Source organism: Streptomyces monticola, from assembly GCF_042665355.1.
Taxonomy (GTDB): Bacteria; Actinomycetota; Actinomycetes; order Streptomycetales; family Streptomycetaceae; genus Streptomyces; species Streptomyces monticola.
In genome coordinates this window covers 72,818-97,343 of record NZ_JBHTCF010000010.1, presented here as the reverse complement: position 1 = coordinate 97,343, position 24,526 = coordinate 72,818, and the positions used below count along the sequence as shown (strand labels likewise).

The 24,526-nt window shown below is 70.2% G+C and carries 22 protein-coding genes and 1 pseudogene; 8 read left to right on the top strand and 15 right to left on the bottom strand.

The genetic code is table 11. The features are described 5' to 3' along the window. The first annotated feature begins 106 nt into the window (after window positions 1–106). Window positions 107–601, top strand: a complete 495-nt coding sequence (locus ACFQVC_RS23045) for a hypothetical protein (protein ID WP_381833411.1) — start codon at window positions 107–109, stop codon at window positions 599–601. Between the two features lie 87 nt (window positions 602–688). On the opposite strand, the gene ACFQVC_RS23040 is transcribed toward ACFQVC_RS23045, so the two are convergent. From ACFQVC_RS23040 to ACFQVC_RS23030, 3 genes are all read right to left on the bottom strand, one after another. After that, window positions 689–2,257, bottom strand: a complete 1,569-nt coding sequence (locus ACFQVC_RS23040) for an oleate hydratase (protein WP_381833408.1) — start codon at window positions 2,255–2,257, stop codon at window positions 689–691. 248 nt (window positions 2,258–2,505) lie between these two features. Further along, window positions 2,506–4,386, bottom strand: coding sequence for an FUSC family protein (locus ACFQVC_RS23035; RefSeq protein ID WP_381833405.1), 1,881 nt, complete (start codon window positions 4,384–4,386; stop codon window positions 2,506–2,508). A gap of 257 nt (window positions 4,387–4,643) precedes the next feature. Further along, on the bottom strand, window positions 4,644–5,423 hold the full coding sequence (locus ACFQVC_RS23030) for a class I SAM-dependent methyltransferase (RefSeq protein ID WP_381833402.1): 780 nt from the start codon (window positions 5,421–5,423) through the stop codon (window positions 4,644–4,646). 152 nt (window positions 5,424–5,575) lie between these two features. Between ACFQVC_RS23030 and ACFQVC_RS23025 the strand changes: the two genes are divergently transcribed. From ACFQVC_RS23025 to ACFQVC_RS23015, 3 genes and pseudogenes are all read left to right on the top strand, one after another. Beyond that, window positions 5,576–6,634 (top strand): vWA domain-containing protein, encoded by a 1,059-nt coding sequence (locus ACFQVC_RS23025; RefSeq protein ID WP_381833399.1) that lies wholly within the window; start codon window positions 5,576–5,578, stop codon window positions 6,632–6,634. Between the two features lie 165 nt (window positions 6,635–6,799). Further along, window positions 6,800–7,315, top strand: a complete 516-nt coding sequence (locus tag ACFQVC_RS23020; protein WP_381833395.1) for a hypothetical protein — start codon at window positions 6,800–6,802, stop codon at window positions 7,313–7,315. 368 nt (window positions 7,316–7,683) lie between these two features. Further along, window positions 7,684–8,568 (top strand): annotated as a pseudogene (locus tag ACFQVC_RS23015) (xanthine dehydrogenase family protein molybdopterin-binding subunit); the annotation flags it as partial. A 90-nt stretch (window positions 8,569–8,658) separates the two neighbouring features. On the opposite strand, the gene ACFQVC_RS23010 reads toward ACFQVC_RS23015, so the two are convergent. The 3 genes from ACFQVC_RS23010 to ACFQVC_RS23000 all read right to left on the bottom strand — a co-directional run bounded on the left by ACFQVC_RS23010 (window position 8,659) and on the right by ACFQVC_RS23000 (window position 10,819). Next, window positions 8,659–8,844 carry a hypothetical protein gene (locus ACFQVC_RS23010; protein WP_381833392.1) on the bottom strand — a complete coding sequence of 62 codons (186 nt, stop codon included), beginning with the start codon at window positions 8,842–8,844 and terminating at the stop codon, window positions 8,659–8,661. 165 nt (window positions 8,845–9,009) lie between these two features. Continuing rightward, window positions 9,010–9,579 carry an HXXEE domain-containing protein gene (locus ACFQVC_RS23005; protein WP_381833389.1) on the bottom strand — a complete coding sequence of 190 codons (570 nt, stop codon included), beginning with the start codon at window positions 9,577–9,579 and terminating at the stop codon, window positions 9,010–9,012. 28 nt (window positions 9,580–9,607) lie between these two features. After that, on the bottom strand, window positions 9,608–10,819 hold the full coding sequence (locus ACFQVC_RS23000) for a kynureninase (RefSeq protein WP_381833387.1): 1,212 nt from the start codon (window positions 10,817–10,819) through the stop codon (window positions 9,608–9,610). A gap of 229 nt (window positions 10,820–11,048) precedes the next feature. Here ACFQVC_RS23000 and ACFQVC_RS22995 point away from each other — a divergent pair, with 229 nt between their 5' ends. Then, the gene (locus ACFQVC_RS22995) at window positions 11,049–11,552 is read left to right on the top strand and encodes a GNAT family N-acetyltransferase (RefSeq protein WP_381833385.1); all 504 of its coding nucleotides are present in this window, start codon (window positions 11,049–11,051) and stop codon (window positions 11,550–11,552) included. Between the two features lie 54 nt (window positions 11,553–11,606). Here the strand turns inward: ACFQVC_RS22995 and ACFQVC_RS22990 are convergent, their stop codons facing one another. Together ACFQVC_RS22990 and ACFQVC_RS22985 are read right to left on the bottom strand one after the other, a co-directional pair. Beyond that, complete coding sequence (locus ACFQVC_RS22990; RefSeq protein ID WP_381833383.1) at window positions 11,607–12,698, bottom strand: sensor histidine kinase; 1,092 nt, start codon at window positions 12,696–12,698, stop codon at window positions 11,607–11,609. 10 nt (window positions 12,699–12,708) lie between these two features. After that, on the bottom strand, window positions 12,709–13,404 hold the full coding sequence (locus ACFQVC_RS22985) for a response regulator transcription factor (protein ID WP_381833381.1): 696 nt from the start codon (window positions 13,402–13,404) through the stop codon (window positions 12,709–12,711). 87 nt (window positions 13,405–13,491) lie between these two features. Between ACFQVC_RS22985 and ACFQVC_RS22980 the strand changes: the two genes are divergently transcribed. Together ACFQVC_RS22980 and ACFQVC_RS22975 are read left to right on the top strand one after the other, a co-directional pair. Continuing rightward, the gene (locus ACFQVC_RS22980) at window positions 13,492–14,187 is read left to right on the top strand and encodes a M15 family metallopeptidase (RefSeq protein WP_381833378.1); all 696 of its coding nucleotides are present in this window, start codon (window positions 13,492–13,494) and stop codon (window positions 14,185–14,187) included. A gap of 23 nt (window positions 14,188–14,210) precedes the next feature. Beyond that, on the top strand, window positions 14,211–15,416 hold the full coding sequence (locus ACFQVC_RS22975; protein WP_381833925.1) for an endonuclease/exonuclease/phosphatase family protein: 1,206 nt from the start codon (window positions 14,211–14,213) through the stop codon (window positions 15,414–15,416). Between the two features lie 73 nt (window positions 15,417–15,489). Here ACFQVC_RS22975 and ACFQVC_RS22970 read toward each other — a convergent pair whose 3' ends face one another. The 4 genes from ACFQVC_RS22970 to ACFQVC_RS22955 form a co-directional block, all read right to left on the bottom strand. Then, entirely contained in the window at window positions 15,490–16,455 is a 966-nt protein-coding gene (locus ACFQVC_RS22970; protein ID WP_381833375.1) for a nitronate monooxygenase, read from the bottom strand. Window positions 16,456–16,553: 98 nt separating this feature from the next. Next, a complete protein-coding gene (locus ACFQVC_RS22965) occupies window positions 16,554–18,266 on the bottom strand; it encodes an IclR family transcriptional regulator domain-containing protein (RefSeq protein WP_381833372.1) in 1,713 nt (570 codons plus the stop codon). Next, on the bottom strand, window positions 18,263–18,865 hold the full coding sequence (locus ACFQVC_RS22960; RefSeq protein ID WP_381833369.1) for an RNA polymerase sigma factor: 603 nt from the start codon (window positions 18,863–18,865) through the stop codon (window positions 18,263–18,265). The genes ACFQVC_RS22965 and ACFQVC_RS22960 overlap by 4 nt, the downstream gene beginning before the upstream one ends. A gap of 642 nt (window positions 18,866–19,507) precedes the next feature. Then, complete coding sequence (locus ACFQVC_RS22955; RefSeq protein ID WP_381833366.1) at window positions 19,508–19,744, bottom strand: hypothetical protein; 237 nt, start codon at window positions 19,742–19,744, stop codon at window positions 19,508–19,510. Between the two features lie 292 nt (window positions 19,745–20,036). Between ACFQVC_RS22955 and ACFQVC_RS22950 the strand changes: the two genes are divergently transcribed. Next, window positions 20,037–20,510 (top strand): carboxymuconolactone decarboxylase family protein, encoded by a 474-nt coding sequence (locus ACFQVC_RS22950; RefSeq protein WP_381833363.1) that lies wholly within the window; start codon window positions 20,037–20,039, stop codon window positions 20,508–20,510. 126 nt (window positions 20,511–20,636) lie between these two features. Here ACFQVC_RS22950 and ACFQVC_RS22945 read toward each other — a convergent pair whose 3' ends face one another. Genes ACFQVC_RS22945 through gntD form a run of 3 tightly spaced genes read right to left on the bottom strand, consistent with a single transcriptional unit; the run spans window position 20,637 to window position 24,480 of the window. Then, complete coding sequence (locus ACFQVC_RS22945) at window positions 20,637–22,748, bottom strand: S9 family peptidase (RefSeq protein ID WP_381833360.1); 2,112 nt, start codon at window positions 22,746–22,748, stop codon at window positions 20,637–20,639. After that, a complete protein-coding gene (locus tag ACFQVC_RS22940; protein ID WP_381833357.1) occupies window positions 22,745–23,410 on the bottom strand; it encodes a methyltransferase in 666 nt (221 codons plus the stop codon). The genes ACFQVC_RS22945 and ACFQVC_RS22940 overlap by 4 nt, the downstream gene beginning before the upstream one ends. A gap of 44 nt (window positions 23,411–23,454) precedes the next feature. Then, window positions 23,455–24,480 (bottom strand): guanitoxin biosynthesis L-enduracididine beta-hydroxylase GntD, encoded by a 1,026-nt coding sequence (gene gntD, locus ACFQVC_RS22935; protein WP_381833354.1) that lies wholly within the window; start codon window positions 24,478–24,480, stop codon window positions 23,455–23,457. Between the last annotated feature and the right edge of the window lie 46 nt (window positions 24,481–24,526).

The following is a 24,526-nucleotide window of genomic DNA, read 5'->3' as shown; positions in this document are numbered from 1 at the left end:
CGGGCCAGGCGGTTCCCGTGCGGCATGAGGAGCAGTTCCGCTGGCGGGGACGGCTGACGCCAGGTGCACTGGAATGGCGCACTCCCCTTTACGCCAAGGAGCCGTCATGGCCGACGAGCACAACGTGCTGCTGATGTCCTTCACCGATCCGCAGGACTGCCGCGAGGCGTTCCAGAACGCCAAGGTGGTCCTGCCCGGACTCGCGTACGTGGGGGTTCTGGAGCGGTCGCCCGACGGGATGGTGGACGTGCCGGAGAGCCATGCGGAGGACACCACCAAGTACACGGTGGGCGCGGGCGTGGCCGGCGGCCTGCTCGGGCTGCTCGCCGGTCCGGTCGGGGCGCTCCTCGGCCTTGCCAACGCCGCGGCGGTCACCGATGCGGTCGAGCGGGCCCGCGAGGAGGAGGGCTGGGCCGGGATGATCTTTCTGAGCAGCCGGGTCGAGGAGGGTACGGCGATGCTCGTGGCCGATCTGTACGAGGAATCGCATCAGCCGGCCGACGATCTGGCCCGGCGCCATGGTGGGACCTTGGAGCGTCTGCCGGCCAAGGAGTTCGCCGCCCAAGTGCGGGCAGCCGAGAAAGCCGCCCGCAAAGCGTGAGTTGGGGGAGAGAGCGGTAACCGCCGCGCGGGCGAGGGGGCCCGGCCGCGGTGCTGACGGCCGGGCCCGGATCTCACGGAGATGTGTTCAGCGGCGGTGCATGGTGGCCAGCGCCTCGACCAGGACCTTGGGGTCGTGGCCGCCCTTGTAGACGGGCGGGGGCTGCTTGTCGAGGTTCAGGAGCGTGGCGACGGCGGTCCAGGCGGTGCGTACGGAGTACTCCACCGTGAAGACGACATCGTCGGGGACTTCGGCGTACTGGCCGATGAAGGCGAGGTTGGTGGAGCCGGCGGGGACGACCTGGGGGCGGTCCCCGGCGGAGCGGACCAGGAACTGGCTGGTGATGTACGGCATCAGGGCCGGGATCACGATCGAGTTCTCAAGAATCTGCGGCCCTTGCTCAAACTTCAGGTGGTGCAGGACCTCGTCGAGGATCTCGCGGCCGGTGCACTCGCGCATGGGCTTGCGTACGAAGTCGCCCTGCTTGTCGGGGAAGAGGGCGTAACCCCACCAGACGAAGGTGTCCTCGGGCTGCTCGTGGAAGTGCGGCTGGTGGTTGAGGACGATGGTCAGCAGCCAGCCGGAGTCCTTGAAGGTGATCAGACCGCCCTTGCCCGCCTCGCTGCCGGAGAACTTCTCCATGAGCTCGAAGAAGGTGGGGTCCTTCGTCGTGACCGTGAACGACTCCCACGTGGAGTCGTCGATCGAGGTGTTGAAGACGGCAGGGTCGCCCAACAGGCCGGGCCGTTTGGCGGCCAGGGTCTCCCACAGCCGCCACGAGCCGCCGGTGCCGGAGGTGTCGAGGGCGGCGGCGGTGTCGGTGGAGCCGAGCGTGGAGTTGGCGGTCATCGAGCCGTTGGTGACGAGGACGAGATCCTCCGGGCCCACCGGGACCGTCTCGTCGCTGCCGCCACGCGTCCAAGTGAGGGCGTCGACGGTGAGCGCGTCGCCGTCCGCGAGGCTCAAGTCCCGTACCTGGGTGTCGAGTTGGATGGTGACACCCTGGTCGGTGAGCCACTTCAGCAGAGGGCGCACGATCGAGTCGTACTGGTTGAACCGGGTCCGGTAGATCCCCGACATGGAGTCGAAGGTCTTGAACAGATGGATGAAGCGGTTGAGATAGCGGCGGAACTCGATCGCGCTGTGCCACGGTTCGAAGGCGAAGGTGGTGCACCACATCCACCAGAAGTTCGTCTGGAAGAACCCCTCGCTGAAACAGTCGGTGATCCGCTTGCCGTCGAGCAGCTTCTCCGGGGTCCCCACGCACTTGACCAGTTCCAGGCGGTCCCGCTCGGAGAAGCCCATCGAGTGCGACGGCACGACCTTGCCGTTCTCGTCGACGAGGCGCGCGTGGTCGTCCCAGGCGAAGTCCTCGTGGAACGCGAAGGTGTCGTCGGTGGCCGACTTCGACGGGTCGTCGAGGGACGGGATCGAGGACAGCAGGTCGTAGGTGCACTCGAAGTGGATCTCGAACATCCGGCCGCCGCGCATGGTGTAGCCGGTCTCCGGCGAGCCCGCCGCGTCCAGGCTGCCGCCCGTACGGTCCTGCTCCTCCAGAATCACGATGTCCGTGCCCGCGAAGGAACCCTCCCGGATCAGGAACGCCGCCGCCGACAGGGACGCGATACCGCTGCCCACCAGATACGCCTTGGCCATGAACGCCGCTCCTCGTGCTCCGTGCCGACATGAGATCCCGCCTCCCGCACGGCTGTTGACGGCCGTCGGTCGTCGGGGTCCTCCCAGACTTGCCGTCCGGTGCCCGCCGCGCAGCGGGGGAGGGCTGGACGAGTGACCACCCCGGGCAGGGCCCGCCCGGCGTCAGGTGCGCTGGAGTCAGGTGCGCTGGAGCCAGGTGCGCTGGAGCCAGGTGCACTGGACCGGCGGGTGGCTGCCCCGTTGGTGGTTCACCGTTTCGGGCGCCGCAGATGAGCCGCTCGTTCGCGGAGATGGTCGGCCAGGTCGCGGAGGGCCGCGGTGGGGTCCGGTGTCGCCCCGGAGTGGATCGCCGCGCTCATGGCGGTGAGGCGGGTGATGACGGCTTCGGCGTGGGCGAGGTCGTCGCGCCAGGACTGCAGGGTGTGGTGGTGGCGGGGGTCGGTGTGCAGGCGGGCCAGTTCTGTGCGGACGCCGGCCAGGTCGTGGTGGATGCGGCGGCGCAGTGTGTGCAGGGTTCCGGGGTCGCCGGAGCGCTCCAGGGAATCGGCGTAGTCGGCGATGGCGTCGTACGCGGTGGCGAGGCGGTGGTCGACCCGGGCATGGGTGTCCTCGGGCCACAGCAGGTAGCCGACGGCGAAGGCGAGCGCGCAGCCGATCACGGTGTCGAGCAGACGGGCCTCGGGTACGGCTGAGCCCGCCTGGCCGAGGGGATCGGCGAGGAGGAGCATCACCGGGGTGAGGAAGAGGGTCTGCAGGGCGTAATTGCGGCGGGCGTACGCCTGGAGGAGTCCGGTCAGGACGACGGTGGCGGCGATGCGCCACCAGCCGGAGGGCAGGAAGGTGACGGCGGCTAGGCCGATCAGGACACCGGCGGTGGTGCCGGCGGCGCGCAGGACGAGCCGGGCCGGAACCGTGCCGAGGCCGGGGCGGACCACGAGGGCGACGGTCAGTACGAGCCAGCCGGAGCGGGGCAGACCGCTCAGTGCGGCGACGGCCTGGGCGGCCGCCATGCATACCGCCAGCCGGAGGGCGTGGCGGCGGGCGACAGGATCGTGCAGCCGCTCGGTGAGCGCCGAGACCAGGCGCCGGGCCGGGCGGGGCCGCGGTGCCACGTGGTGCGGCGCGACGTGACGGACCGGATCGTCCTCGGAAGCGGTGACGGATGCGGCCAGGCCCATGACGGCTGCGTGCAGCTCGCGCAGGGGCGGGTCCTGCGGGGCGGGCGGGAGTTCGGGGAGCTGGGGGAGTGGTGACTTGGCGCCTGCTTCCATGGCGCCTGTTTTGATGGCGCCTGTCTCGATGGCGTCGGCGATGTGGCGTACGGCGTCGGCGTACGCGGGAGGCGGGTTGGTGGCGGGGGTACGGACGGCGGGGGCGGCGGCGATCACTTCGACCAGGTGGTTCAGGTGGCCGGCGAGCCGGGCCGCGGTGCTGCCCGGCCGGGGCGCGGTGAGGCGGCGCACCAGCACTGTGTCGTACGCGGCGTCCATCGCGGCGGTCACAGCGTGACGGCGATCGGACCAAGTGGCGGTGTCGGCGTCGGCGGCGGCCGTGTCGGCGTCGGCGGTGTCAAGGAGTTCGGCGACGGCCCGTACCGCGTCGGCGACGGACCGCCGCTCGGCTCGTCCGGGATGGCGCAGCGCGTCGGCGAGCGACAGCAGCATCAGCGGCAGACCGCCGAGCAGGAACAGTCCCGGCATCTGCCACCAGGGCGGGCCGGTGGGCAGACCGAGTCCCATGGCGGTGGCGAGCAGCAGCACCAGGGTGGCCATGTCGCTGATGCGGCCGATGGTCGAGACCAGACCGGAGACCAGCGCGACTACGGCGACCAGCAGGATCTGCGCCCATGCCTGGCCGTGGGTGAGGCGGCCCAGGCCGAGTCCGATGGCACCGCCGATCTGTGGCAGCACCAGGGTCAGGGCGCGGGTGCGCCAGGGAGCGGAGCTGTCGTCGACGGCCGCGCCGTAGGCACCGAGGGCTGCGGCCGCCCCGAGGTCCGGGCGCCCGGCCGCCTGCCCCACGGCCAGCGGCACCAGCATGCCCACCGCGCCGCGTAGCACCAGGGCACGGTCCGCCGGCACCGGACGGATCCGGACCGTGTGCTCGAGCCACTGCAGGCCGCCGGTCATGCGTACACCTCCCGTTTTGGGATTGTCGGCGAACAGCTGCCTTTGCGCCGCTCGGCGCCCGCCGGGCTGCAGGGTCCGGCCCTTCGTTGTGTCCCACAGGGGCGCGGGGCTGTGTCGATGTGCGGCTCCGCCGCGCTGGGGGTACCCCCAGCGGTAGCTGGGGGAGCGACAAGGCACGACGCACGGGCGGGTGCCCTACCGGACATCCCGCGGAGCGCTCAGTGCTCAAGCGGGTGTTGTCGGGCGGTCGATGGCTCTCACAGGGGCCGGACGCGCAGCACTCCGGTCCGCATCGGCAGGGTGAACTCGCCACGGGCGGTCTCCGGTGTGCTCGCGAGGAAGGCACGGATCCGGCCCAGCGTGGCTTCTTGTTCCTGTTCCGGCATGACCAGCATCCCCGCGCGGGTTGCGAGAGTTGCGACGAGAGAGTCGGCGGTGCGGCGCTGCCCGTGGGGGAACTGGGCCTGCTCCGGCGAGCCGAACCGGGCGGCCACGCCGCTCTTCGGCAGGTGCATGCCGGTCGTCTCGGCGCGCCAGCCGGCCGGCGTGTCACGCGGGCCGATGGCCGCGCTCCCGCTGACCCGGGCGAGCCCGGCGACCCAGTCGACCTCGTCGTCCATGAGGTTCCACAGGCCGGCCAGAATGCCGCCGGGCGCGAGGACCCTGGCGATCTCGGGTCCCGCGACGGCCATGTCGAACCAGTGCAGGGCGTTGCCGGCGAGGACCGCGTCGACGCAGGAGTCCGGAAGCGGGATCGCCTCGGCACCACCGGACAGGGCATGGACTTCCGGCAGAGCGCGGCGCAACTCGGTCAGCATGGCCGGGTCGGGTTCGACCGCGATGACCTCGGCACCCAGCGCGACCAGCGTGGCGGTCAGTTTGCCCGTGCCGGCGCCGAGGTCGAGCACGCGCGGGCCGGGCGCGGGCTCGAGCGCCCAACGCACCGCGGCCTGCGCGTAGTCCGGACGGTGCTCGGCGTAGGCGCCCGCCGCCGCGCCGAACGACGAGGAATGACGCAGCAGTTCATCCTGATCCACACGGTCACGGTAGCCGTGCCGCAGGTGGTGGGCGGAGCGATCGCGGATCTCTCGCGTGCAAGTAGCCGTGCGGGCCCGAGCAAAGGCCATTGTCAGTGCCTCCCCATAGAGTGAAAGCATCACTCGGGGAACCTCGGAGGGGGAACACAAACGTGTCCGCAAACAGGATTCAGCACAAGGTGAACCACGTCGCGCTGGTGGTGGACTGCTCGGGTTCCATGCGTAAGCACCAGAGTCAACTCATCCGCGTTGTGGACGAGTTCGTGGCGGGACTGAAGGCCGAATCGGACAGCCTCGGCCACGAGACCCGGATAAGCCTCTACTCCTTCGATCACAGGGTGGAGAATCTGGTGTGGGACATGGACGTGAAGCATCTGCCGTCCATGCGTGGCCTGTACCAGGTGAACAACGGGGCCACGGCCCTCATTGAGGCCTCGCTCAAGTCCCTGGACGACCTGGGGCATATCTGGGAGGAATACGGGGAGCACAGCTTCCTCCAGATCGTGGTGACGGACGGCGAGGAGAATGCCTCCGGCGGCGACAGGCGGCACGACGGCGACATGACCATCCTCGGGCCCTGGCTCGACAAGATCACCGCGAAGATGGGAGGGCTTCGGGACCACTGGACGTCCGCGATCCTCGTCCCGAACTCCCTGGCCAAGCGCACCGCCCAGAACTACGGCTTCCCGGCGGGCAACATCGCCGTCTGGGACGCGGACTCCCAGCAGGGCGTCGAGGAGGCGATCGGCACCGTGCGCGCCGCCGCCACCAGCTTCCTCCGGGGGCGGGAGCAAGGCGTGCGTGGCACGAAGAACCTCTTCGCCGTCGGCCAGGACATATCGCTCGACGAGGTCCGGGCGAATCTCGAACCGATTCCGGCGGACAAATACCGTCTCCTGAAGGTCGACAAGGAAGTGGAGATCCGCCCCTTCGTGAACTCGCATCCTGGTGTGACATATGAACGCGGTGCGTGTTACTACCAGTTGGGCGCCCGGGTTCAGGTCCAGCAGAACAAGGAAATCATCGTCGTCGAGAAGGACACCGACCGCGCCTATACGGGCGACGCCGCGCGCAGCCTCCTCTTCGGTTCGAATATCCAGGGAACCGTCTCCGTGAAGGCGGGGAACAACCCCAAGCTGGAGGTGTACGTACAGAGCCGGTCGGTGAACAGGAAACTCAAGCCGAAGACGCGTCTGCTCATCATGCTCTGAATCTGGAAGTGCGGCCGTAAGGACGTGGGGTCCGAAGGTGAACTCGCCCTCGGCCCCACGTTCTTGCGGAATTCTGCAGGCGTTCCGCCGCTGCCGTCTGCCGGTGCTGCCCCGGCCTGTGCGGGTGGACCGAGCAGAGTGGGCCGCGTACGGCAGAATCCCGCCATGAAGTCCGTGAAGTCCGTGAAGTCCATGAGTGTCCTGGCCGGCCTGCAAGCGGGGATGGCGGAGCTGTCCACGCCTCTGCGGGTGTACACGGCGGCCCGGCGGTTCACCGAGCCGGACCCCGGTCTGCCGGAGCTGGCTGCTCGGATCCGCGGGCTCCTGGCCGAAGTCGCGGCGGATGAGGAATGGCGGCGCTTCCTGTCCGGGTACGCGCCGCCGTCGGTCCCGGCGGTCTGCGCCGCTCTGGAACCGGTGGAGACGCACGAGGCCGCCGCGTTCCTGGCCCAGGTCGCGGCCGTCGACCTGCTCTGGCCGGGCCACCGGCACCTGTCTGCCGAGGTGGCCGCGCAAGCGGCGGGCCGGGTGGTGTCCCTGCTCGGCCCGGATGCCGCCTGGTGGACCAATCACGACACCGAATGCGGCGCCGTGAACGGGCTCACGCCACTGTTCGACAGTCTGCTCGCGGGTACGGACGGCAGGCACTTCGCGCTGCTGGTGCAGATCGCCGACGACTGAGACGCCGTACGCAGCGCAGATCACCGGAATCCGCGAGGCCGGACGGAGGCGTTTTTCCGGCATGCCGGGACGGGTGAATGGCCCCAGGCCGGTTACCAGGTCCTGGTACCGCCTCGACACAAGCCCGAAGGAGCCCACGGTGGCAAGGGGAACCGAAGACGCGCGGGACGACGGCGCCGCAGCACCCGGTGCACCGCAGCAGGGCGGCACCGGACCCGGCCTGTATCCCGTGGACCCGCAGGATCCCGCGGACCCGCACCCCGGACCCGAGAGCCCCGCTGACCCGCAGGATCCGGCGGACCCGCACCCCGGACCCGGAAGCCCTGGGGACGGGCACCGCCGGGGCGGCGCGATCCGTTCGACCGTCACGCTTCGGCTGGCAGGAGGCGCGCACCCCGCGCCGCGAAGGGCCCCTGCTGCTCGGCACCGGCGTGGCCGCCGCGACCTATCCGGCGCAGGTCGCCCCGAGCACGGCCCGCGCCACCGCCCGCCCCGACGGCAGCTATCTGATCGAGGTCAACGCCACCGGCATCGGCACCGGCGCCCGTACCGTCCTGGCACAGGTCGCCGCCGACGCCCTGGACGTGCCGCTGTCGGCGGTGACCTGTGTGATCGGCAGCTCCGATCTGCCGGACGCGCCGCTGGCCGGCGGATCGTCGGGCACCGCCTCCTGGGGCTGGGCCGTGCACGACGCCTGCACCACGCTGATGAAGAAGGCAGCCGATCACCGTGGCATCCCCGAGGGCGGTCTGACCGCCACGGCGGACACCACCGCCTCCGCCAACCAGGACCCGCCCTACGCCCGGCACGCCTTCGGCGCCCACTTCGCCGAGGTACAGGTCGACGCCGTCACCGGCGAGGTACGCGTACGCCGTCTGCTCGGTGTGTTCGCCGCGGGACGCATCCTCAACCCGGTCACCGCGCGCTCCCAGTTCATCGGCGCCATGACCATGGGCCTGGGCATGGCGCTGACCGAACACAGCACCATGGACGCGGACTTCGGTGACTTCCCCGAGAGCGACCTGGCCTCGTACCACGTCCCCGTGCACGCCGACGTCCACGGGATCGAGGCCCACTGGATCGACGAACACGACCGCCACCTCAACCCCATGGGCAGCAAGGGCGTCGGCGAGCTCGGCATCGTGGGCACGGCCGCCGCCATCGGCAACGCCGTCCACCACGTCACCGGCGTCCGCTTCCGGCGGCTGCCGCTGACCCCCGACCGCGTCCTGACCACGCTGAGCCCGAGCTGAAGCTCAGGGCTTCACTGAGCCCGAGCTGAAGCCCAGGGCTTCACTGAGCCCGAGCTGAAGCTCAGGGCTTCACTGAGCCCGCGCTGAAGCTCAGGGCTTCCAACCGGACAGCGGCGGGGCTCCCTTGAGGACGACGGGATGCTCCGACGGGGCGGACGCGAAGGAGACGACAGCCGGCGCGGCGACCACCGCTTCGGACGCGGGCACGGCGACGGGGACGGCGATCGCGGCGACGACGGCAAGGACGGCGGCCGCCCGCAGCGTCCACTTCAACACGGTGAGGCTCCAATCGGTGTGTCATGACTGTGCCTTGATCGTCGCCGTCCATCCCGTGCCCGGACATCATCCGGAGGTCGCGCCCGTATCCGCCGCACGGGGGAGGCAGTTCGTTCCGGTGCGTCTCGTTCCGGTGCGTCTCGTTCCGGTGCGTCACGCGAAGGATCAAGACCGGGAGGTGCCGCGAACCCGGCGGACAAGCCGCCGCGCCACCACATGCGCCCCGGCCGTGGCCGCCGCGGCAAGCGCCAGGCCCTGCACGGCATCGCGGGGGCGCGTGGGACGCAGGACCCCCGCGTCCCGCAGCCGGCCTCGGGCCCAGAGCGTGAAGGGGATCACCACCAGCGGCGAGGTGACCGAGCCCGGGGTGTACCGGCGCACGGCGGCGGCCTGCGCCAGATGCACCAGACCGTGCAGCCCGAATCCGTTCAGTGCGGACTGGTAGAAGGCGGAGCGCCCGCCCGTACGGTGTCCGTCGGCAGCGGCCGCGGCGACCACGACGCCCATCCCGGCGACCGCGAGCGTGAACTCACGCCGGTCGACGGACTCCAGCTGCCGCCATATCCGCCCGGGCACCCGCGGGAAGCGTTCTCGCAGCTCGGGCACCCGGGCATGCGCCCAGGGCGGCACCAGGGCCACTTCCTCCGCATCGTGCAGCGCCCACGCACCCAGCAACCCGAATGTCACTCCGGCCCCAACGCCGTTGCTGCCCGGGCTCGTTCCGTATCCGCTCATGACCGGGCAGTCTGCCAGTACCCCTCGCTCAGGCGATCACCTCGGTGATCTCGGTGACGACGCGCAGCACTTCCCGGTGCGTGCAGAACAGCGGGTGCAGGCCGAACCGCATCAGGTCCGGCGGGCGGCGGTCGGCGTAGACGCCGCGCTTGCGCAGGCGGCCGATGATGTCCTCGGCGTCAGGGTGGCGTACCGCCATGTGACCGGCGCGGCTCTGCGGCTCCCGTGGGGTCGCGACGCCGACGCCCTGGGGCGTGAGCAACTCGTCGGCGCAGGTGAGGAAGAACCCGGTGAGCGAGCGGCCGCGGGCACCGATCTGCTCGATGGTGACGCCCTCGTAGGCGTCGAGCGCATGCTCGAGCGCGATCATCGACAGGATCGACGGGGTGCCTATGCGCCCGCGGTCGATGCCTTCGGCCGGGTGGTAGACGTCCCGCATCGCGAAGGGTTCCGCATGTCCGGTCCAGCCGGGCAGCGGCTGGTCGACGGCGTCCTGGTGCCGTGCGTTGACGTAGAGGAACGCGGGTGCTCCGGGCCCGCCGCACAGGTACTTGTACGTACACCCCACGGCGAAGTCGACGTCGTGGACGTCGAGGCCGACGGGCAGCACGCCGGCCCCATGGCTGAGGTCCCACAGACAGACGACACCGGCGGCGTGTGCCGCGCGGGTGAGCCCGGCCAGGTCGTGGGCCTCGCCGGTGCGGAAGTCGACGGCTTCGTGGACGAGTACGGCGACGTCGTCACCCTCGGCGCCCAGGGCGGCGGACAGTTCCGCGGGGGCGACCCTCCGCACCCGCAGTCCTAGAAGACGGGCCACGGAGTCGGTGATGTAACGCACGGTCGTGAACTGCGTCGTGGGGGCGAGGAGGGTGCGCCGCTCGGGCCGCAGCCGGGCCGCGGCGACGAGTGCGTTGAACAACTGCACAGTCGTCGAGTCACCGACGACGGTCCGGCCCGGGGCGGCGCCCACGAGCCGGCCCACCTTGTCACCGACCCGGCGCGGCGCGTCCCACCAGCCGGCCTCCCACCACGAGGAGAGCAGGCCGCGCCCCCACTCCTGCGCGACGGTGCGGGCCATCTCCTGGGGCACGTTGACGGGCAGCGGACCCAGACAGGTGCTCTCGCAGTAGACCTCCTCGTCCGGCAGGTGGAACCGCCGTCTCAGAAAGGCGAGTTCGTCCTGGGCGTCCAGCTCGGCGGCCGTCGTCGCGAGCGCCCCGGCGACTTGGGTGTCCTGCATAGCTCTCACCGCGCTTCCTCTGGCAGCGCCCCCCGGTAGAGGGCCGTCGCGTGAAGCTGTCCCCAACACCTGCCGGTGCGGACACAACAGGGCGCCTACTTCGATCACAAGGCGAAGTAGCCGATCGTCGGGTTTGCGGGGTCGCAGAGCCTCCGGTCCCGGTGGGAGACGTCGGTAGAGCCCTGCCCCCAGCCGCAGTTGGGGACGGCCATCAGGCAGAGTTGGGCCCATGTCCACGTACGAGACCATGTCATTCCACCTGGAGACCGAGCGGCTGATACTGCGGCCGTGGGAGGAGTCGGACGCTGCCGAGTTCTGCGCGCTCCTCTCCGAACGCGGCAACGGCACGCCCACGGTCGAGCGCATCCGGTCGTCCATCGGGGAACTGCTCGCCGCCACGGCGAAGACGGGGATCGCCCTGCTGCCCATCCAGCGCCGTGACGAGGGGGACTTCATCGGCTACTGCGGCTTGATCATCGGCCGCACCACCCTTGAGGAACCGGAGATCGCGTACGAACTTTTCCAGCGCGTGCATGGGCGTGGCTACGCCACCGAGGCGGCCGGCGCGGTGCTCGACGCCGCTGTGGCGACCGGGCGGAAACGGCTCTGGTCGACCGTCGGCACCTGGAACACACCGTCGCTGCGTGTCCTTGAGAAGCTCGGGTTCGAGCGGGATCACGTCTCCATGGAGGACAACGGCGAAGTGGCCTGGCTCACCCGCTCGTTGCCGTGACGCGGAGCGGCCCCGGCCGCCCGGCTGCCCGGCCATGAATGTTTTTGCTGCTCGTCACCGGTCGCTGTGCGGGGCCGCCGTAGGCAGTTCCACGGTGATGCGGATCCCGCCTGCAGGGCGCGGGGTGAGGGTGAGGGTGCCGTCGTGTGCCTGGGTGATGGTCTTGACGATGGCCAGGCCGAGACCGACGCCGGCGTGATCGGAGCGTACGCGTTCGGTGCCTCGCTGGAAGGGTTCGGTCAGCGTCGAGACCAGCTGAGGGGTGAGCTTCTCGCCGGTGTTCTCGACCGTCAGCACCACCGTCTCGGGGCGGACGCCGGTGGTGACCCACACGGTGCCCCGTCCGGGCAGGTTGTGGACGATCGCGTTGTGCACGAGGTTCGTGGTCAGCTGCAGCAGCAGCGCCGGCGATCCCGTCGTAGGAGCGATGTCGCCGCCGGTCTCGATGGTCACGCCGTGCTTTTCCGCGAGGGGGAGGAGGGTTTCGGTGGCTTCTTCCGCCATGAGGGAGAGGTCGACGTGTTCCCGGGTGAAGGTCCGCTGCTCGGCGCGGCTGAGCAGGAGCAGTGCCTCGGTGAGGTCGATCGCCCGGGCGTTGACGGCGTGGAGGCGGTCGATGACTTCGCCGGTGACATGGTTCGGATCGGTGCGGGCCACGTCGAGCAGCGCCTTCGAGACGGCCAGCGGGGTGCGCAGTTCGTGCGAGGCGTTGGCTGCGAATCTCTGCTGTTCGGCGACGTGCGCTTCGAGCCGCTCGAGCATGCCGTCGAAGGCGTCGGCGAGTTCGCGGAACTCGTCCTTGCGGCCCGGCAGCCGGATCCGGTGGGAGAGCGATCCGTGCGTGGCCATGTGCGTGGCGGCCGTGATGCGATTCAGCGGGGCGAGCATACGGCCGGCCAGGATCCACCCTCCCAGGAGCCCGAACAGCAGAAGGAACACCATCACGGCGGCCGCCCTCGGAGCGAAGACGCCCAAAAGGACGGACCGGATGGGGAAGATGCCGTCGGGCCGGTCGTCGGGGTCGTAGAGCATCGCGCGGTCGGGGACGTAACGCAGCAGGAACACCCACACCGCCGCGAGCAGCAGAGACCCGGCCACCATGAGGAACCCGGCGTAGCTGAGGGTGAGTTTGAGGCGAACGCTCACCCCTGGCGCCCTATCCACGGGCGTCTCCCGCATGCCCGGCCTCCGGTTGCGTGTCGATGCGGTAGCCGACGCCCGGCACGGTGGCGACGATCCAGGGTTCGCCGAGGCGCTTGCGCAGGGCCGAGACGGTGATGCGTACGGCGTTGGTGAACGGGTCGGCGTTCTCGTCCCAGGCGCGTTCCAGGAGTTCCTCGGCGCTGACCACACCGCCGTCGGCGGCGACGAGCACTTCGAGCACGGCGAACTGCTTCCTGGTCAGCGCGACGAAGCGGCCGTCCCGGTAGACCTCTCTGCGGAACGGGTCGAGGCGCAGGCCCGCGATCTCGCGCACGGGAGGCCTGTTGTGGGCGCGTCTGCGGTCGAGCGCCCTGAGCCTGAGGACGAGCTCCCGGAGTTCGAAGGGTTTCGTGAGGTAGTCGTCGGCGCCGAGCTCGAATCCCGAGGCCTTGTCGTCGAGACGGTCGGCCGCGGTGAGCATGAGGATCGGCATTCCGCTGCCGGAGTCGACGATGCGTTTGGCGATCTCGTCGCCGGACGGTCCGGGGATGTCGCGGTCGAGGACGGCGATGTCGTACGTATTGATGCCAAGGAGTTCCAGAGCGGTGTCACCGTCACCCGCGAGGTCGGCCGCGATCGCTTCCAGGCGCAGGCCATCGCGGATGGCTTCTGCCATATAGGGCTCGTCCTCGACAATCAGCACACGCATGCCGTCAACGCTACGGGTCGCCACATATCGTCGGCATATCGAAAACCACATACGCGCCGGCAACGTCGCGCTGTCTTCACTGGCGGTATGAGTCACACCTCTCCGTCTGTACGAACGAGGAGCCGCCGGATACGCGGGCTCCTGGTCATCGGCCTGACAGCCGTCATCGCAGCGCTCACCGCGGCTCTCGGCTGCCAGGGGCCGACGCCGTCGTCCTCCGCGAGCGCAGCACCGTCCCGCACGGCCGCGCCACCGTCCTCCCCGAACGGTCCGTCCGCGCCGAACGGTCCGTCCGCGCATCTGGACCGCAGTGAGCGCCGTGGTGCGCTCGGCGAGGCCGACGGTGCCGTGCCCGACGGCGTGACGGTCTTCGACGACAAGGTTCCGGCCGTGGCCCACCTCGACCCGGATCTGCGCACGGCCCTGCGCCGGGCGGCGACGGCCGCGTCGGGCGCCGGAGTCGAGTTCTACGTCAACAGCGGCTGGCGTTCCCCGGAGTACCAGGACCAGCTTCTTCGTAAGGCCGTCTCGAAATACGGGTCCGAAGCCGAGGCCGCCCGATGGGTGGCCACCGCGCAGACGTCACCCCACGTGTCGGGGGACGCCGTCGACATCGGGCGGTCCGCCGCCACGTCCTGGCTGTCCGAGCACGGCGCCGCGTACGGCCTGTGCCAGATCTACGAGAACGAACCCTGGCACTACGAACTGCGCAGCGACGCGAGCGATCGCGGCTGTCCGCGGATGTACGCCGACCCCACCCAGGACCCGAGGATGCAGCAGTGACCGGCAGTGAACGAGGACAGACGATGGTGCGGGCGGACGCGGCGGAGACGGCGCACGCGGCGCACGCGGTGCACGCGGCGGAGGCCGAACCGGACGCCGCCGGCCACCTGGGCACCGGGCAGGACACTGTCGGTCACCTCGGCACCGGGCAGGACGCCGCCGGCCACCTGGGCACCGGGCAGCACGCTGTCGGCCGCCGAGGCACCGGCTCCGGGACCCGGCGCGAACGCGTCCGCCGGGCGATCCGCGCCGGCTCCCGGCCCGAGCCCTGGAGGCGCGGCCTCGTGCTCGCGGTCCTTGCGCTGCTCCTCGGCCTGGTCATGCTGCTGCACGCGACGATCCCGAACCGGGTCGGGAACATCGGCAGCCTGGTGGAGACCTTCCTGCCGTGGTTCGGCCTGTTCATCCCGGTGCTTCTCGCCGGGGCGCTGTGGCGCCGCTCCGCCTCCGCGGTGGGCGCGCTGCTGCTGCCGGTCATGGTGTGGCTGAACCTCTTCGGCGGGCTGCTCGGCGACAAGTCCGACGCGGGCGGCGACCTCACCTTGGTCAGCCACAACGTGAGCGCCGACAACCCCGACCCGGCCGGTACCGCCCGCGACCTGGCCGCCTCCGGCGCCGACGTGCTGGCCCTCGAGGAGCTCACCCCGCAGGACAAGGGCACGTACGAGAAGGAACTGGCGAAGGCGTATCCGCACCACACGGTGCAGGGCACGGTCGGCCTGTGGAGCAAACTGCCGCTGTCGGACACCCGGCCGGTCGACACCGAGCAGGACGTCGGGCCGCTCGGGGCCGCCAAACCGGCCGAAGTGAAGCTCGCCGACAACCGGGGGCTGCGCGCCACGGTGGCCACGGACCAGGGGCCCCTCGCGGTGTACGTGGCCCATCTGGGGTCCGTACGCGTGACTCCCCGGGACGGCTTCTGGACGGGCTCACGGGACCGGAACGCGCGGGCGCTCGCCAAGGCCCTCGCCGCCGAGAAGAACGAGCGGATGGTGCTGCTCGGCGACCTGAACGGCACCATGGACGACCGCTCGTTCACCGGCCTCACCTCACAGCTGCACTCGGCCCAGGCCGAGGCCGGGGACGGCTTCGGCTTCAGCTGGCCGGCGAAGTTCCCGGTGGCGCGGATCGACCAGATCCTGGTCCGCGGCGTGGAGCCGAAAAGCTCGTGGGTGCTGCCGGCCACCGGCAGCGACCATCTGCCGGTGGCGGCAGGGATCCGCTGGTGAACACCGCCGCGTAGCGGCACCGGTTCCGTCCCCCACTGCGCGGATCCTCGGTCCGCGGTCGCGGTCGTGCTGGTCAGCGTCTGCCGGCCCGGGCCAGCGCGTCTTCGGCCCCGGCGGCCAGGTCGGCCACCAGATCGGCCGCGGACGGAAGGTCGTCGATGAGGTCGACGGCCTCGCTCGCCCACTGCGGCAGAGCGGGGATCTCGCCGCGTGCCACGGCGTCCTGGTACGCCTCCCGGGCATGCGGGTCGGCTGCGAGTTCGTCCTCCCTGCCCCGCCATGCGTCGAGGACCGGGTGGGCGAGGGTGCGGGCGGTGTAGCGCGCCGGCCACCGCGAGCCGCGCGCGATGTCGAGGACGCTGCTGCGCTCGGTGTCCTCCCCGCGGCCCTCGACGATCGCCCTGGCGGTCGCGGGGGCGACCAGGGCTTCGGCCGTGGCCTGGAAGCGGGTGCCGAGCAGTGCGCCGGCGGCGCCGAGCGCCAGGGCGGCCGCCACGCCGCGGCCGTCGGCGATCCCGCCGGCCGCCAGCACCGGCACCGGCGCCGCCAGGTCCACCACGACGGGCACGAACGGCAGCGTGGACCGTCCGTGCCGGGCGCCGTGCCCGCCGGCTTCGGTGCCCTGCGCCACGATCACATCGGCGCCCAGATCCACCGCCCTCCGGGCCTCCTCCAGATCGGTGACCTGAATGATCAGCGCCGTGCCCGTACTGCGGATGCGCTCCACGAACGGGCCGGGATCGCCGAAGGACAGCATCACCGCCGACGGGCCGTACTCGAGTGCCCGCGCCACCGCACCGTCGTCGATCGCCCACGTCAGAAAGCCGATGCCCCAAGGCTTACCGGCGCCCTCGTCGGCCACGACCGGCAGTTCGCGGGCCAGCCAGTCCCGCGCTCCGTTCCCGCTGCCCAGCAGCCCGAGACCGCCGCCGCGCGAAACGGCCGCCGCCAGGGCGCCACCGGCCGACCCGCCCATCGGCGCCAGGGCGATCGGATGCTCCACACCGAACAGTTCCGTGAACGCCGTCGACAACGCCATGACCGCAATCCTCACGCCCGGCCCGCTTGCGGGGAAGTGGTGGCGCGGTGTGAGGGATGGGCGCGGTCAGGGATGGGCGCGGTCAGGTCCGGGCGTGGTCAGGGCAGGGCGCGGCGTGGCTCGGGCGCCATGTCGTCCCTCCCTGGCCGCGCGCTGTGTGCGGCGGTGTCGTCGGCGATGAGATGGGCGAGCAGGATGCCGGTCGCGCGCTTGCTGAGGGAGCGGGCCGCGGTGATGAGACGGCCGTATTGCTGTGCGGGCAAGGACAGGGCGATGCCGGACGCCCGGCCGGGCAGGCCGAGCGAGTAGGCGACACAGACTTCCTTTCTGGAGTACTCGAGGAGATCGAACTGCGCGGCGTGCGGGCCGTGGCCGTCCAACTCCTCAAGGAGATCACGGGGGTTGGTGATGGTCCGCTCGGTGAGCTGGACCGAGGGATAGCGGGACAGGTGCGCCATGCGGGAGTCGAAGTCGAGCTGGGCGAGCAGGCACTTGCCGACCGCGCTGGCATGGCCGGTGTCGGTGAAGGGCGCCCACTCGTCCACCGCGGGAGCGGTGTGGCTGTAGGCGGCTTCGTGGATGTGGATCTCCCCGTCGGTGTAACTGCTGAGGTAGACCGCCGCGTCGAGGTTGTCGCGCAGGTCGGCGAGGGTCTGTCGGAGCAGCTCGCGGTTGGGCTGCGTGGTCAGTCTCATCAACGGCCCCGGATGGTGGGCGCCGCCCACCGTGGTGATGAGGTGCTGGTCGCGGAGCCAGTCCAGGAAACGGGTGGTGGTGTTCATCGAAAGGCGGGTCCTGTGCGCGAGCGTGCGGGTGTCGATGCCGTCCGCGCCGTTGATGAGGTGGACCAGGTCCCTGGCCCGCTGCGCCGCCTGCCACGAGTGCGGTGTCGTGGTGCGGGCCGGAAGGTTGCGCGCCATGTTGTTGAGGACCGCGGGGCGCAGCGCGTTCGCCGACCACCACGGCTCCTCGCCGAGCGCCCTTCGCGGATCGCCCGCCAGGGCCGTGCGAGGTACGTCGGCCGCGCGGAGGTCGGGGAGCTGAAGCACGGGAACACGGTCCGGGGCGGCCGCGGTGGGGCGGCTCCGGTCGTCCGTGCCGTCCTGGCGGTCCGCGCTGTCGGGGCGGACCGCGCTGTCGGGGCGTGCCGCGCTCGACAGAGGGGGGAGCGGGGGAGCGGTGACCAGGAACAGCCGCGACGGCCCCGCCTCGGTGGACGCACCGGCACCGGGCGGCACCTGATGAACAGCCGCACCGAGCCCTCCCGGTTCCTTCGAAGGATCCTCCGGGGCCTGCGCCACCAGCATCTCCTCGCTGACACCGAGCAGTTGGCGGGCCTCATCGAAGTATTCGCCGTCCTCGGCTCGCGCCACCTCCGACTCCGCGTCGGGGCGGCGGTGGCCGAGGGCACGCACCAGCCGGGCCGCGTCCCCGTGCCCGAGGCGTGCGGCCTCGGCGACCAGGAACCAGGCGTCCTGCTCCCAGTCCTCGCCGGCCCGCAACGCCACCACGGCGAGCCGGAACAGCGCTCCGGGATGGCCGGCCGACACCGCGTCGCCCAGCCAGCTCACCGCGTCGTGCAGGTCACCGCGGCCCAGGGCACGGGATCCGAGGCGGTACAGCGAGTTCGCCCGCTGCCGCGCCGCGCGGTCGGGCTCCACGGACTCGGCGGGCATGCCGAAGTCCCCGTCGGGGCGGTCCCAGAAGTCCGCCGGTCCGGTCAGCGTGCTCATCAGTTCCACGAGCCCGGCAGGGAGCAGGGGCGCCTGGCGGTCGCCACTGTCCTTGTTGAAGCAGCTCACACCCTTCACCTGTCCTTCTTCAAGCATCGCGTCTTGTTCTGATGCTGGTCCCTGATGAAATCCCGCAGCGCCCGCCGGAGATCGACCACTGCCTTGTACCGTTCCCGGTAGACCTGGTCGGCGCGCATCCCGAGAATGGCCGCGATCTCCAGGTCCGTATGCCCGCGGCTCTGCAGCTGCACCACCTGCCGGCGCCGGCTCGGCGGCATCGCCTCGATCGCCGACCACACCAGATCTTCCAGGGCGTCGGTGTCGTCCACCGGTGCGTCCCCGCGCCGCTGTTCGGGCAGCAACGCCTGCAATTCCCCGGTCAGTTCAAGGCGCCGCTCCGCACGCAGGCGGGTCCGGACAAGGTTCACCGCGGCTGTCGCCAGATACGCCGGAACGTTGACGTCCTCGTCCAGTTGACCGGACTGCAGACGGCGCGCCGTTCTGAGGAACGCCTCCTGCGCCACGTCCTCACAGGCGTGGAGCGACAGCGTCCCACCCGTCTTCCTCCGCAAGGTGCCGGGCATCTGCGCCATGAAGGTGGCGTAATAGTCCAGAAGTTGCTGCCCCAGGCTGCCGTCCACGACGACGCTGTCCGTTCGCGCCTCATCCCTCACCACGGAGCCCGCTCCTTCGGCATGTGCACAAGACGTGCACGACCGGCCCCGCCACCACGCCGACGGCGACCGCGACGTCCCGGGCGCCGGTGACCTCGACCCGCACGACCTCCTCCCCCTGCACGTCCGACCCGGACGAAGCCGGGTGCCGCTGCTCCCCAGCAGAGACACCCGGCTTCGTCCGCTCCCGGTCCCGCCGCTGCGCAAGACAGCCGGAAACCAGGGCGGCAACTACGGGAACCAGCCCGCTCACCACGACCGAGGCGAGCCCGATCCACTCGAAGGACGCCGTCATCTGAATTGATCTCCATCTGTCCGATAGGAAGCGCAGCGCGCCTTACCCACCCGACGACAAACGGGCCCCCGTTCTCCCTCCGAGATCACAAACAACCAGAACTGACCGTTGTGGACGCTGAAGTGACCGGTGATGCAAGGGAGTTGAGAGAGGTAATGCGACCGGACCGGTCGCCTCCGCAGACGGGGGCCGGGGCGGAGGCGGGGGAGGAGACGGGGGCCGGGGCGGAGACGGGGGCGGAGGCGCCGGACGGCAGACGAGCACACGAAGCCCCCGGTAGCGGAGGTTCTCTTGGTCGAAAACCCATCTACCAGGGGCTTTGCGGGCCCGTCAGACGGCGTGGTGCAGCGTCACCAGTTGTAGACGATCTCCCCGTCGCTGTTGTAGTAGTTGAACGATCCGTCCTCCTGTCCGATGATGCACGCGTAGCCGCCGGCCGGTGTCTCGCCACAGAAGGTGGCGGCGCCGGCCGAACCCGCCGAGAGGACCCCGCCGCCCACGAGAACACCGGTGGCGGCGACAGCGACGGCGAGCCTTTGGGCCCGCCTGCGGCCCCGTGTGGTGGTAGTAGTCGTTTTCCGCTGCATGGCTGACTCCCTGTTGTCCCTGATGGGTTGTCGGTCGCGAAAGGTTCGCAGCGGTCACGCGGGCGGATTGCTCCGGGTGGGATTCCGTCGACCTCGTCCAGGTGCGCTTCCCGGAGTCTGTGCCGGGGCGCCCAGGTAATCGCGTTGCTGAGCCACTGCGGCTGCGGCACGTGCGGCCTGCGGCGGCCGCCCGCAGCGGAGGGAGACGCAGGTCACAGGAGGCCATGTCACAACCGGCCGGGCCGGTCCGTCATAGGTGTGTAGGCGCAAGACGACGACATGGGAGCGCATCATGGAAGCACGCCTGAACCCCTTCACCAACCCGGTCCTCGGCAAGGTCTTCAAGCACATCATCGCGGCAGGCAAGGTGCTCGAGGAGTCGACTCTGCCCGTCTCGACACAGGAACTGGTGAAGCTCCGCGCCAGCCAGATCAACGGCTGTGGTTTCTGCACCGACATGCACTTCAAGGACGCCGTGCACGCCGGGGAATCCGCGGAGCGCCTCAACCTCGTGGCGGCCTGGCGGGAGGCCACGGTCTTCACCGACGCGGAGCGTGCGGCCCTGGAGTTGACGGAGGAAGCCACCCGTATCGCCGACGCGGCAGGCGGCGTCCCGGACGCAGTCTGGGCGAACGCCGCCAAGCACTACGACGAGGACCAACTCGGGGCCCTGGTGGGTGTCATCACCGTGATCAACGCCTTCAACCGCGGCAACGTCATGCTCCAGATGCCCGCCGGTGACTACCAGCCCGGCCAGTTCGGCTGACGGCGAAGGGGTCCGGATCCGTGCCGGACCCCTTCGACACCGGCTTCCCCGGCGGGCGCCGCGGCGTGCCTGGTAGCGGCGCGGACGCAGGTGCTGCCCGAAGCCGGAGAGTGCCTGGCGCCGATTCTAAGTAACGGTGACGGGGTCTCCGGCGAGGGCGTCCTGCAGGAAGCGCACCTGGATCTTGAGAATGCTCCGTTGGATATCGATGTCGGCGACCATGTGTGCGCTGCCTGGAATCGGCAGGACGGTGTGCGGACGGCCCGCCCGGAGCAGCGCTTCGGACAGCCGGAACGTATGGGCGCTCACCACGTTGTCGTCCGCCGTTCCGTGGATGAGCATGAGCGGCCTGACCAAGTCGGGCGCATCTTCGAGCAGTGACGACCGTGCGTAGTTGCCGGGTTCACGCTCCGGGTGGCCCAGGTGCCGCTCGCGCCAGTGGGTGTCATAGAGGGTCTGATCGGTGACCGGAGCACCAGCCACCGCGGCATGGAAGACATCGGGCCTGCGGAGCACGGCCAACGCGGCCAGGAAGCCGCCGTAGGACCAGCCGCCGATGCCCACCCTGCCGAGATCGAGGCACTTGAGGGCGTCGGCGGCCCCGTGCAGGCCGTCGACCTGGTCCTGGAGGACCGGGGTGGCGATGTCCCCGTGGATGGTCCTCTCCCACTCCGGGCCGCGGCCCGGAGTGCCCCGGCCATCGACGATGACGACGGCGAATCCCTGTTCGGCGAGCCACTGGGGCAGCAGGTATCCGTCCTGTTCCGCGGTGACGCGCTGTAGGTACGGCCCGGCGTAGGGATCCATCAGCACGGGCAGGGGGCGCGCCGGGTCCGCCCCGGACGGCAGGACGACGGCGACCCGCAACTCACGTGGCCCCACGGTCAAGTGCCGGACGTTGGGGGTGAGCATCGGCTGCTCGGCCAGACTGCGAAGGGTGCAGACTGCGCCGGTGCGCCGGTGTGCCGCCACCGACCAGCCGGCGCGGTCCGGCGTACGACCGTACGACACAACCGTCCCGCCACCAGCCCGCCCGTTCCACACGCCCGGGAGCCGGGTCTCCTGCACGAGTCCCTCGGCGGGCGACCAGCTCCACAGGTGCGTACGCGTCGGCTCCCGCGAGGCACGGAAGTGGACAGTGTCCCCGTCCGTGCCGACGACTTCCCGGACCTGGAGCCCCGGCGGGGTGACCGGCGAGCCGTCGACCAGCAGACGGCGGGTGCCCTCGCGGTCGGCCGCCCACACCAGGCCGCCCGATGCGGTGATGGCCGGAACGCCGGGTACAACGGAGACCCAGGCAGCGTCCGTCTCCTCATGCACGACCCGCGTCAGGCCCGTGTCCGTCGCGACCCGCAGGACGCGCATGCGGCGCTGGCCGCGGTCCTGGACGACCACGAGGGGTTCTTCGTCCCGGTCCCAGTTCACCTCCACGACGTACTCGAACGCCCCGCGGTCCCAGGTGACGGGAACAGGTTTCCCGCGCGGGCCGAAGATCCACAGGGAGACATCGGCGTTCTCGGTCCCCGCCGCGGGGTAGGAGATCTCCCGGGGCGGCACGGCCGGCTGGGCGGGATCGTTGATGTACCAGCGTTGGACCCTGGCCGTATCCACGCGCGCGACCAGCAGCTTCTCGCTGTCCGGAGACCACCAGAAGCCGCGCAGGCGTCCCATCGACTCGGCGGCCACATGCTCCGCAAGGCCGTACGTCACATGTTCGCCATCCGGCGCGGCCACGAGCCGGTCGCCGGAGCCGTCGGCGGCGACACGGCGCAACTCGCCCGCGTGCACGTACGCGATGTGCCTGCCGTCGGGGGACAGGCGCGGGTCGAAAGCCGGCGGGAGACCGTCGAGGAAGCGGGTCGTTCCACTCTCCAACTGGCTGGTGCCGATCCGGCCGTTGACCGTGAACACCGCCATCGACACGGCCGCGTCGGTCGCGTAGCCGGTGATCCCCCGGGAGCGTTCGCGGGTTCGCTCCCGCATCCATGCGTCGGCTTCGGACGCGGCCCCGGCACCGTCCCCCGTGGCTGCGGAAGCCTGCGCGGGGTCTGCCACCAGCACTTCTTCGCCTGTGTCGAAGGTGAACTGCCAGAGACACGAGGTGGGTTCGGTCCCGCTCTGCGAGCGCAGGAACAGGATGCGCTGCCCGTCTGGCGACACCGTGAACGACGTGGGCACACCGATCTGGAACCGGTGGGTGCGCAGGTACTGGTCGAGAAACGCGTCGGCGGTACTCATCGGGACGGGTTCTCCGCCCGGGAATGCATCTCCGGCAGGCGCGACCACAGGAAGTAGTAGTCCTCGAATCCGGGCCCGCAGCCGAAGGTGCCGACGGTCTCCAGACCGGCGCCCTCGATCATGTCCGTGAAGTCCGACGGCTGTGAGAAGCGGTAGTTCTCCTGGATGATCACCGATCCTCCGGGATGCAGGAAACGCGGGGCAGCGGCGTAGAAGTCCCGGTGGATGGACCAGTCCGTGTCCTTCCAGATCAGCGCCGAGTGATTGTGCTGGTACTCCGAGGCCGGAGCGGCCTGGTTGACATGCGGCGGGTTGCCGACCATCAGGTCCCACCGGAGATCGGAGGCGATCTGGGTGAAGCCATCGGAGAGGTGGAACCGTACCTGTCCGTCCAGGCCGTTCTCCCGCACGGTCGCCTCGACCGCACGCTCGGCGTCGGGATTCACGTCACCGAGGTCGAGGGTCTTGCAAAGACCGGACGCCAGGAGCGAGAAGCCGATGAAACCGGGCCCGGCACACCACTCGAAGACGCTCTCGACACTTCCGAAGTGCTGTCTGACGAACGCCTCGTAGGTCCGGCCGAAAGTGTTTCCGCCGCCGTCCAGGTCCTCCGTGTAGGAAACCGAGACCGAACCGTACGACGCCTTCAAATAGCTGGGCATTCTTTCTCCAGGTAGAGGGAAGTGGCCGAGTGCGAACCCGGCCGTCAGTAGATGACGCGCTCGTGGGCGGCCGTACGCGCGTCACGCGACTTACGGAGATCCCTCGTGACATTGATGCGCTTGAGCCAGCGGTCCTTCCCGTCGTAACGCGCCTGGAACGGGCGCCGCCCGTGGATCGCCTTGAAGTTGTCGATGAAGATGACCTGGCCCGGCTGGAGCACGGCGTTACGCATACGCGTCTCGACCTTCTCGGAGAAGACCGTCATGGCAGTACGTGCCGCCTCGTTCTGGATCGGCGCCATGTAGTAGGGGTGGACACGCAGATAGGGGTCGGCGGAGTCGCCGAAGAGAATCGGTACCGGCTCCGGCTCGTCGAGCATGCGCCGGATCCGCGCGTAGCTGCGTTCCTGCAGTTCCGCCACGGGGGCGTCGGCCCCTGGCTCACCCCGGTTCTCCGGCCGGTGTGCGTCGTCGGGAATCAGCGGGAAGAACGCGCCACTCAGGGTCTCCCTGGTCTGCTCGTCCAGGTCCAGATCTGCTATTCCGACATAGGTGGTCTCGGCGGCGTCGGGATTACGCAGGCACATCAAACCGACGTAGTCGGCACGGTAGGGATGGAAGGCGTCCTCGGTGTGCCACTCCAGCGGGGTGCTGCTGCCGGTGCCCAACTGCCCTATCTCATGGCCCTTGATCGGCATGACATCGTGCATGATGCGGCCTTCCTGCTGCGTCGCCCACGCGATGGGGTCGCCGAGAAGCTGGCCGCAGAGCAGGAAGAACAGTTCCTCTTCGAGGGTGGGCGACTGGGCCGACCGGTTCTTCCAGTGTTCCGGTGTGGCCCCGATGGTGTTGTCGTCGACCCGGAACCCGCTGACCACACACACCACCTCCGGTTCCTTCAGGCGGAACTCGTTGAGTCCGGTACGGAGCCCTCGGGGAAGTTCCTGTGCGTACACGGCGGCGTTGTCCAAGAACTTCTGGGATTCAACCGAGGCGTGCTCCTGAGCCAGCTCCGCGGCCAACGCACGGCATTCTGCGGCTTCTTCGGGGGTGAGGGTGATTCGGTACATCACGAATTCCTTCGGTACGGAGGTTCTGAGCGGCCGACGGCCAGGC

Bases quoted from the DNA above. Each gene is read 5' to 3' on its own strand.
- ACFQVC_RS22940 (WP_381833357.1), bottom strand. From the start codon at position 23,410: ATGCCCAGCTATTTGAAGGCGTCGTACGGTTCGGTCTCGGTTTCCTAC.
- ACFQVC_RS22950 (WP_381833363.1), top strand. From the start codon at position 20,037: ATGGAAGCACGCCTGAACCCCTTCACCAACCCGGTCCTCGGCAAGGTC.
- gntD (WP_381833354.1), bottom strand. From the start codon at position 24,480: ATGTACCGAATCACCCTCACCCCCGAAGAAGCCGCAGAATGCCGTGCG.
- ACFQVC_RS22945 (WP_381833360.1), bottom strand. From the start codon at position 22,748: ATGAGTACCGCCGACGCGTTTCTCGACCAGTACCTGCGCACCCACCGG.
- ACFQVC_RS22985 (WP_381833381.1), bottom strand. From the start codon at position 13,404: ATGCGTGTGCTGATTGTCGAGGACGAGCCCTATATGGCAGAAGCCATC.
- ACFQVC_RS22970 (WP_381833375.1), bottom strand. From the start codon at position 16,455: ATGGCGTTGTCGACGGCGTTCACGGAACTGTTCGGTGTGGAGCATCCG.
- ACFQVC_RS23035 (WP_381833405.1), bottom strand. From the start codon at position 4,386: ATGACCGGCGGCCTGCAGTGGCTCGAGCACACGGTCCGGATCCGTCCG.
- ACFQVC_RS23020 (WP_381833395.1), top strand. From the start codon at position 6,800: ATGAAGTCCGTGAAGTCCGTGAAGTCCATGAGTGTCCTGGCCGGCCTG.
- ACFQVC_RS22975 (WP_381833925.1), top strand. From the start codon at position 14,211: ATGGTGCGGGCGGACGCGGCGGAGACGGCGCACGCGGCGCACGCGGTG.
- ACFQVC_RS23005 (WP_381833389.1), bottom strand. From the start codon at position 9,579: ATGAGCGGATACGGAACGAGCCCGGGCAGCAACGGCGTTGGGGCCGGA.
- ACFQVC_RS23000 (WP_381833387.1), bottom strand. From the start codon at position 10,819: ATGCAGGACACCCAAGTCGCCGGGGCGCTCGCGACGACGGCCGCCGAG.
- ACFQVC_RS23045 (WP_381833411.1), top strand. From the start codon at position 107: ATGGCCGACGAGCACAACGTGCTGCTGATGTCCTTCACCGATCCGCAG.
- ACFQVC_RS22980 (WP_381833378.1), top strand. From the start codon at position 13,492: ATGAGTCACACCTCTCCGTCTGTACGAACGAGGAGCCGCCGGATACGC.
- ACFQVC_RS22955 (WP_381833366.1), bottom strand. From the start codon at position 19,744: ATGCAGCGGAAAACGACTACTACCACCACACGGGGCCGCAGGCGGGCC.
- ACFQVC_RS23040 (WP_381833408.1), bottom strand. From the start codon at position 2,257: ATGGCCAAGGCGTATCTGGTGGGCAGCGGTATCGCGTCCCTGTCGGCG.
- ACFQVC_RS22995 (WP_381833385.1), top strand. From the start codon at position 11,049: ATGTCCACGTACGAGACCATGTCATTCCACCTGGAGACCGAGCGGCTG.